The sequence below is a fragment of the Blautia sp. Sow4_E7 genome (assembly GCF_052116245.1).
Classification (GTDB): Bacteria; Bacillota; Clostridia; order Lachnospirales; family Lachnospiraceae; genus Blautia_A.
In genome coordinates, this window is the sequence record NZ_JBQKLL010000063.1 from 1 (window position 1) to 8,087 (window position 8,087).

The following is an 8,087-nucleotide window of genomic DNA, read 5'->3' on the forward strand; positions in this document are numbered from 1 at the left end:
ATTCGTGGTCGTATTTACGTTGGGTACGTGACATTGAGAGTTCCTCCTTATTCTCTTTATTATACATGAATTCTTTGAGAATAAGGTGTCAACTTTATTTATACAACATCACATCATCCTCTACATCCTCCTTAGTGAACACATTAATATATAAATTTTCTGCTACTCAAAAGAACAATATGTAAATTCGTAGCTAAAAATTTTACTCTGCCATGCCACATACTGCGAACCTCTCACAGTATAAGCAATTTTTTGTTCACCTTCTGCATCTAAGACATATTAAAACAATCCCGATTTGAGAAAAAGCCCAAGGGACTTTTAATGTCCCTTATGCTTTTCTCTTTTCTTTAGCTGTTTTAGTTCAAACATTCGCTGTTCTTCCGCTTCTTTTTTCTTTCGGCTTCTCTCTTTACGCTCATGCTTGTTCTGTTCCTGCTGTAATTTCAACGCCAGTTGTGATTTTGTACTAATGCCAGTTTCCAGCATCTGCTTTTTTGCTGAACGCTGCATCCGTTTCGGATTTCTTTTTATATCCTTTACAATAGCTTCAACAGCCGGACTGAATTTCAAACCGAAATAGTATTTTTGAATATATTCCTGCACTTCATAATCTTTTGGTTCTACGCCAAATGTTACCTTTGCCACAGATAATTTACCATCTTCAATATGCTCAAATATGCCTACCCAAAATGGTTCTTCAAAATATACCGTCAATCTTCCATTTACTTTGTCCATAAAAATCCCTCCTAAAATTTATTGAACAAAGAATGGACAACCCGGAGGGGCAGGTTACTTACCCTATTTATATAGGACGGCCGGGCTACCTACCGGCTCTGGCACATCAAAGATGCACGTTGCGTTTTTATCTTTGTTTTGATAACTTTCAATTTACCTTCACTTTATTTTACCATAGTGCTTTCTAAAGTTCTATTCTAATATACAAAAATGTAAAAAAGCGATCTTATCCCCCTCGCAATCACACATATATCATGTTTTTCAATACAATTTCTTCTGCACTAGCTTTTATATTATTCATCAGCCTGACCCACTCCATCTGATCCTGTGCCTTTAATTCTTCAGTTACACCCTGTTTTTCTGTCATCTGTTCCATAAGCGTTTCCACCTGTTCTCTAGCTTCCTGATCAGTCTGATTCAGATGTTCATTCAGCTTTCCAGTCAATAACAAATACTGATACCTTGCTGATCTGTGTTCTTTTAAGAACTGCTTCGTAACATTCCATATTTTCCATATGTCGGTTCTTCTTCTCTTAAAACCAGATCCGGCAAATAGTAATCTCCATGCAACGTATAGCTCATTCCATTTTTTCATCATAAATTTGTTTTTTCATAGTCTAAATCTCCAATCCTTTGTATTTTGTTCTATTTTTCTTACGTTGTTGGTTTTCAATCTGACTCTTTTGAGTCGCCCATTCCAACTGTTTCAGAACGCTTCCCTTTGGCATTTGCTCCATTCGCCGTTTTTCTTCCAGTGTCCTTTGTTCTTTAATATCCTGCTGCACCACATCCTCTACAGTTTCTGATCCCAAAATACGCACCACTCTGTCATATCTGTCCGAAATCTCTTGTAAACGTTGATTATCATTTAATAATTCCCCATTTTCTTTACTCACATCATCTAACTGCGTTTGGATATCATCACATTTCTCCGTAGATTTTTGATATTTGTTTTTCCAGCTTTCTATCGTTTTGTTAAGTTCTACAACCTTTCCAGCTAATGCAGCAATCTGATTCTTCATCTTGATAAACAATGGCTTGATTTTATTTTCTCTGTAAGGTACTGCACGTTCAAATGTTCCTGCCTCCGGTAAAAACGTCTTAATCATTCCATATTCTTTTATTTCCTTACTGGCATTATCCATAATCGGCTGCAGCACATCTCGGCGCTCTTCCAGACTTTTTACTTCTTTTTCTGCGTCCTCTGCCCTTTGTTCTGCTTCTTGTTTCTCCCTGATTGCCTGTTCCTTATCGTCTTTTAAAATCTGGATATCTGCTCTGAATTCCGCAATTTGTGCTGTCAGTTCTTCGTTTTCTGCAGTTAGATACTCTTTCTCCTGCTCCAGCTCCTGTACTTCCTTTTTTCGTTCTTTCTTCTTGAAGTTATAAACATCCAAATGTTCCTCATGAGTACCTTTCTGTTCCCATTCAATGCCATGCTGTTTTGCAATCTCTGCCAGGACCTTTTTTTCATGGTTCATCCACTGGTTCAACTCTGTATCATGCTTATTTCCACCTTGAAATCCAAGACTTTTCAATGCCTGTTTCAACGAAACTCTGGTGTCCATTCCTTTTCCTTTCCAATCAGTCACATAAGGAATAAAATCAATATGTAAATGTGGAGTAGCTTCATCCTGATGTAGATAACACCCAAATACCCGTAGTGTTGGATTCCGTTTTTGGAAGTCTTTTACATACTCATCCAGCACTTTTACAGCCAGATTTCCTTCTGCTGTTCCGACAGCCATATCTTCTCGATTTCCAATTTGAAGAATCACTTCGTGGAACAACTTCTCTTGTTTTCCCTGTCGGATTTTTTCATAGTAATTTGTAATCTGCCGATCCTTTCTTTTCCCAAGGTTGTATCTCTCCACAGCATCATCAAATAACTCTTTATAGACTTCCTTCAGATTTTCATTCTGGTAACAAATATTTAACTGCACTCTACCCGGATCAACATTTTCTGCGAAAAAAGACCTTCTGTTATGAGCCAGAGAACCTTTCCCAATCATACCGCTGATTGTTCGTTTTATCATCATGTTTCTCACCTCTTCTCTGAGCAAGTGCCAGATATGACACATAATTTTTATTTACGCCAGTCATGGCGATATTAAGAAATTTTCGCCGGATACGGCGGTTTTGTTACTTTTGTCAAAAGTAACGCAAAAGCACTTTCGACAGCCGTACCGTCCATCAAAAGTACCCTTGCGCCCTGCCGGGGTATAAGACGTCCAAGGGACGTCTGTTCTGCACCGACCGAAGCGGAACGAAGACCTATCCCGTCAAATTATTCCGGTATTCTTGCCTGAACATACTCCAAATCTCCACAGTACGGTGTTCCCACCAGATACCATTCTCTTGCCGGATTCATCTCCATTCTTGTCCGTACCCACTTATCATCAACCAGCACCTCAAGACCTTCTCCACAGTGAAATCCCGTATTAATCCATAAATCTGATGCCAACAATCCATATCTGTCATTACTGCTGTTATATCCTAATCTTCCCTGTTTCATTGTATCTTTCTCCCTTCTTCACAACTATCAAATTTACAGTAATCTCACCGTCCAGCCTCAGCTTTCCGTATGCGTCTTACCAACTTTCTCCTTGTTTACTTCTCACAGGTGCGTGACACGCTCCTGTAAAAAGATAGTCAATAAGAACTGTTACCATCGAAAACTCTCTTGCATTCCTTTTCTGTCCAGATACTCCTGCCGGAACTTTTCCCGTTCTTCTTCTGTTGGTGCAGTTTTGGATTTACTGTATACCTCACGATTTACCATTGCATCCAGCTTTTTCTCCAGACCTTTTCTTATATCATCTGCTTCCTGTTCCTGATCCAGTAAATGATATTTTATAATCTTTCCAAATAACTCCTCTGGAATCATAACGTTTTTCAAGTTCTCACCTTCTTACAATTTATATAAGGACGCAACACTGCAATGTCTTTACAGATTGCAACCTTGCATTTAATTCCGCATTTTCTATATACTCTGCAATGTTGCACCCTTAATTTATTCCGGCTTAACTTTATCTAAATCCCAATACCAGGAATTACCGATTCGTCTTGCCTTAATTCCAAGTTCCTTTTTTGCATTTTCCAGTGTTCTTTTAGAAATATTCAACTCTTCTGCCATATCAAAGATTTCACTGCTTTGCACAGAATTTGATGTTTCTGCCTGTTCCCTCAGCATCTTTTTTGCCTGTTCCAGTTTATTTACCTTTGGAGCAATTCCACCAAGCACCTCATCTGCTGTGATTTCATAGTCACCTATCCACTCAAATCCGGTTTCTGTCAGGCGAAATGCTTTGGAATGTCCAAATGCAGCCAGATTATTTTTAATCTGAACCACTGCTCTTAAATCCGGTTCTCCCTCTATTCTTCCTACCAGTAATACGCTCCTGGCTACCGCAAAAAAGTCAATCGAACCCATTCCTCTATATGCAGCTTTATTTCCACCAGCTTTATTCATGTGTCCAATCAATAAAATTGCACATTTATATTTTTCTGCCAGCAAGCTCAATCTTTTTGTCATATCCCTTGCTTCATTTGCCCGGTTCATATCCATTGTTCCTCCAAGGTATGCCTGAATCGGATCTAAAATAAGCACTCTCGCACCAGTCCGTTTGATAGCAGTTTCCAGTCTCTCATCTATCATGGAAAGGGATTTCTCTGTTTCATCTATAACCATGATTCTTTCACAGACCGCTTTTGCCAGCTCCAGTCTGGGTTTTACCGTATCTGCCAGCCCATCTTCCGCTGTCTGATAAATAATATTTACTGGTTCTGTTACTTTCATATCGTTATCCAGTCCTTCTCCTTTAGACAATCTTGCAGCAATGTTTAATACTAACGTAGTTTTCCCATCACCCGGATCACCCTGAATAATCGTTAATTTTCCATAAGGGATAAATGGATACCAGAGCCAGTCCACTGTCTGGGACTGAACATCTGACATCTTTATCATTTTCAATTCTGTTTTATTCTCATTTCTCTGTTCCATAAATTCCTCCATTTTTCAAACTATTCTCGCCAATTATCTGTTGTTCTCTGGAAGAATCCCTGCTATAATCAACTTGTCTAGGGTTGACACTTGTGGATTCGTCCCCATTTGTCACATTGCTCCGGTTGTTCGTACTTCCGGAGCTTTTTATATTTTCATCATCCAGCATATCTGCCACCACTTTCTGCTGATCTGGATATAAGTGCCCATAAGTATTCAATGTAATGCGAATGTCCGTATGTCCAAACCTTTCTTTAATCATCAATGGTTGCACTCCCTTATTAATCAGAAATGCCGCATGTGTATCATGTTCTAAAGGATAATTCTAGGACACACAACAATTTACCAATACAACCGGCTTATCTGTAATAAAAACGAAAGGACGAAAAGCTATGAAACTTATATATGCTACATATAACCAGTACTGCAATAGTATAGATATAACCACTTTTGATAATATGCTTCTTCGCATAGATTGTAGTAAGGCGGAGGAAGGATTGAAGATCACACCAAATTCACAGTGCGCATTAAATGCTCTTGCGATTGATGAACCTATGGAGTATGCACGCTTAGTGTTGGATGGAGAAATGCAAGCTTGGATTGATGCAGAAGATAGTTTAGAAGTGTGGTAATTTTTCGGGCGGATTGCTATAGATTAGCAGTCCGCCTTTTTCAAAATCTTTACAAAAATATAAGTGGAATGTAAGAGATGTGCGTGGTACAATAGGAAGTGAAATTTGAAGTTAGTGGGGGAATTACAATGGGCAGAGGTTTAGTCAGACGAGTTCTGCTGGTTGCAGCATCAATACTTAATTGGATATTTTCAATAGGATATATAAGAGAAATATATAATGTAATGTTGGGCAAAAATTTAATCAAATATGTGGACAACATAAATATTGACGGTTCTGATTTTACACCATTAGCTAACCTTACAGTTGCGGGAGTAAACGGATTGACGATTTTTCTTGTGATAGGCTCAGCTGTATTGTTTGCGACGATATTTATTCTGATTTTCGCAATATTGCTTAGGGTAACAACAATCAGAAAGCAAGACATAGTTACGGAATCTGAGATAATATTTACCAAATGGTTAATTATTGTTTCTTCTGTTCTTGCCTTTATAGTCGGCATTTTGTCTGCGAACATAAAACTGATTGGGTGTGTCATAGGCTTGTCGTGGCAGCAACCGCTTTTCATGATGTTGATATACTATCTGCCCTTGAAGAATCGATTTAAGAAAGGAACGGAAATTGCTCATACGGAACTGTAAATTAACTTGCAGTCTTGTGGAGAGATTGAAAGTAACAGAAGATTTGAATTTGACGGAGGTATAGTAGATGAAAATAAAAAACCCTATGTTGGTAGTAACGGATATTAATAAGTCATTGGAATTTTATATAAAAGTTTTGGGGCTTCATGTAATTATGGATTTTGGTGCAAATAAGACTTTGACAGGTGGTTTGGCACTGCAAACACTTGAAACTTGGAATGAATTTATTGGTACAGACAACGTTTCATTCGGTAGTAATAGTTCTGAAGTATATTTTGAAGAGGATAACTTTGACAAATTTGCTGATAGACTGAAAAAGTATGATGTGGAATACGTCCATCCTATCAAGGAACATTCATGGGGACAGCGAGTGGTTAGAATTTATGACCCTGATAAACATATTATTGAGGTTGGCGAGAACATAAAAGTAGTTTGTAAACGTTTCTTGGATAGTGGCATGACACCAGAGCAAGTGGCAGAAAGAATGGATGTACCAATGAAATTCGTAAATGCTTGTATACGCTAAAGTTCAATTTATAGGAAAAGTAACTTTGAAGTTGGAGATGTGTAAGGATGATTGAGATATGTTCAAATTGTGGGAATTACGAATGGGACAAAGAAATAATTGAAAATAAACTTCGTTGCCCGAAATGCGGTGCGGAATGGGAGTTTAAATCCTTGCCGTTACTTATTCTGACAGGGTGCAGCGGAGTAGGCAAAACTACTACGGCGATTGAGATTATGAGGAGAAAAGTTGATTTTGTAGTATTGGATGCTGATATTTTCACAGGCTTTATAAACTGGGATGATGAGGAATCCTGTAATAAATGGGTTGAAATTATTGCTAATATTTCAAAGGATATTATACAGTCAGGGACACTGGTTTTGTGGACGATGGCGGGATGCCTTGACCGTTTTCCGAAAGTATACAACAGTCGGTATTTTAGTGAGATTATTTGTTTGGCGTTAGTTACGGATGAAGATTCTTTGAGACAACGTATGCAAGAGGGCAGAGGAATAACGGACGAGAACTGGATTAATAGTTCATGCGATTATAATCGTTATTTTATGGAACATACTCAGGTGGGGGATACCAAGTACGAGTTGCTGGATATATCAATGAAATCGCCCAAAGAAGTGGCTGATGATGTGATAAATTGGGTGCATGGAAAGGTTTTTGTGTAAAAACGAAATCAAGAGTTTGGACGAAAGCGATAGGTTAAGCAGATAATGGAATATTTATATTGTAAAGATGATAATTTTCAGGATTTTGCAAGTGGTCGGGTTCTTTATGGAGGAAAAGGAATACCGAATTTCCCGATTCGATTGTTGCTTGAAATTTACGGTCGGGCACTGGAGCGTTCGAATAAAAAAGAGGATTTAGTCATATATGACCCTTGTTGTGGGGGAGGCTATTCCCTTACAATTCTTGGATATTTTCAAAATAAGTATATCAGAAAAATATATGGTAGTGATATTGATGAAGATATGGTAGCTCATGCAAAGAAAAATATATCCTTACTTACTGATGTTGCTTTGAAAAAGAGAAAAGCAGAGATAGAGGAACTTTACAATTCTTATGGTAAGGAATCTCATAAGGAGGCATTAGATAGTTGCGATAAATTAAGCATTATGCTGGGGAATGATATATCGACAGAGATTTTCCAAGCGGATTGTACGATGCCTTTGCCGGAAATATTGCCTGATATAATTATTACGGATGTTCCATACGGAAATTTGGTGGAATGGGAACAAGGTAAGAATTCCATGGATGCTATGTTGGAACAGTTATGGAGAATTTCGCATGAAAATACAATTTTAGCTGTATGCATGGATAAAAAGCAGAAAATCAATTGTGAGAAATGGGAAAGGCTAGAAAAGCAAAACATTGGGAAACGAAAATTTGAAATTTACAAAAAGTAAGAATTTTGAAAAGCCTGACTATGTAAATGAGGCAATGGAAACTTGATTAGAAACCAATCGAAGTTGGTGTAAACGATAAAGCAGCTTACAACATTTGATAAACTGCCCTATCGTTTACATCAATTTCGATTTTTCTATAGTGAACAAAGTCGC

At 37.9% G+C, this 8,087-nt stretch carries 10 protein-coding genes and 2 pseudogenes; 5 read left to right on the plus strand and 7 right to left on the minus strand.

What is annotated here, in order from left to right; all coding sequences use genetic code 11:
- Positions 1 to 318: 318 nt before the first annotated feature.
- From ACTQ50_RS18335 to ACTQ50_RS18365, 7 genes and pseudogenes are all read right to left on the minus strand, one after another.
- Entirely contained in the window at positions 319 to 735 is a 417-nt protein-coding gene (locus tag ACTQ50_RS18335; RefSeq protein ID WP_441485381.1) for a YjdF family protein, read from the minus strand.
- A 241-nt stretch (positions 736 to 976) separates the two neighbouring features.
- A pseudogene (locus tag ACTQ50_RS18340) lies at positions 977 to 1,349 on the minus strand (TnpV protein).
- A gap of 3 nt (positions 1,350 to 1,352) precedes the next feature.
- Positions 1,353 to 2,816 carry a plasmid recombination protein gene (locus ACTQ50_RS18345; protein WP_441485382.1) on the minus strand — a complete coding sequence of 488 codons (1,464 nt, stop codon included), beginning with the start codon at positions 2,814 to 2,816 and terminating at the stop codon, positions 1,353 to 1,355.
- Between the two features lie 206 nt (positions 2,817 to 3,022).
- On the minus strand, positions 3,023 to 3,250 hold the full coding sequence (locus ACTQ50_RS18350; protein WP_441485383.1) for a DUF5348 domain-containing protein: 228 nt from the start codon (positions 3,248 to 3,250) through the stop codon (positions 3,023 to 3,025).
- A 150-nt stretch (positions 3,251 to 3,400) separates the two neighbouring features.
- Positions 3,401 to 3,634, minus strand: a complete 234-nt coding sequence (locus ACTQ50_RS18355; protein ID WP_330412578.1) for a complexin-2 — start codon at positions 3,632 to 3,634, stop codon at positions 3,401 to 3,403.
- Positions 3,635 to 3,748: 114 nt separating this feature from the next.
- Positions 3,749 to 4,750 carry an AAA family ATPase gene (locus tag ACTQ50_RS18360; RefSeq protein ID WP_441485384.1) on the minus strand — a complete coding sequence of 334 codons (1,002 nt, stop codon included), beginning with the start codon at positions 4,748 to 4,750 and terminating at the stop codon, positions 3,749 to 3,751.
- 142 nt (positions 4,751 to 4,892) lie between these two features.
- Positions 4,893 to 5,042, minus strand: a pseudogene (locus tag ACTQ50_RS18365) (site-specific integrase); the annotation flags it as partial.
- Positions 5,043 to 5,130: 88 nt separating this feature from the next.
- Here ACTQ50_RS18365 and ACTQ50_RS18370 point away from each other — a divergent pair.
- From ACTQ50_RS18370 to ACTQ50_RS18390, 5 genes are all read left to right on the plus strand, one after another.
- Entirely contained in the window at positions 5,131 to 5,370 is a 240-nt protein-coding gene (locus ACTQ50_RS18370) for a DUF6061 family protein (RefSeq protein ID WP_119202560.1), read from the plus strand.
- A 128-nt stretch (positions 5,371 to 5,498) separates the two neighbouring features.
- A complete protein-coding gene (locus tag ACTQ50_RS18375) occupies positions 5,499 to 6,011 on the plus strand; it encodes a hypothetical protein (RefSeq protein WP_346793724.1) in 513 nt (170 codons plus the stop codon).
- Positions 6,012 to 6,078: 67 nt separating this feature from the next.
- Positions 6,079 to 6,537: a VOC family protein gene (locus ACTQ50_RS18380; protein WP_118408994.1), complete on the plus strand. Its 459-nt coding sequence runs from the start codon at positions 6,079 to 6,081 to the stop codon at positions 6,535 to 6,537.
- Positions 6,538 to 6,584: 47 nt separating this feature from the next.
- A complete protein-coding gene (locus tag ACTQ50_RS18385) occupies positions 6,585 to 7,196 on the plus strand; it encodes a hypothetical protein (protein ID WP_235359923.1) in 612 nt (203 codons plus the stop codon).
- 45 nt (positions 7,197 to 7,241) lie between these two features.
- Positions 7,242 to 7,934: a hypothetical protein gene (locus ACTQ50_RS18390; protein ID WP_118408998.1), complete on the plus strand. Its 693-nt coding sequence runs from the start codon at positions 7,242 to 7,244 to the stop codon at positions 7,932 to 7,934.
- Positions 7,935 to 8,087 lie beyond the last annotated feature (153 nt).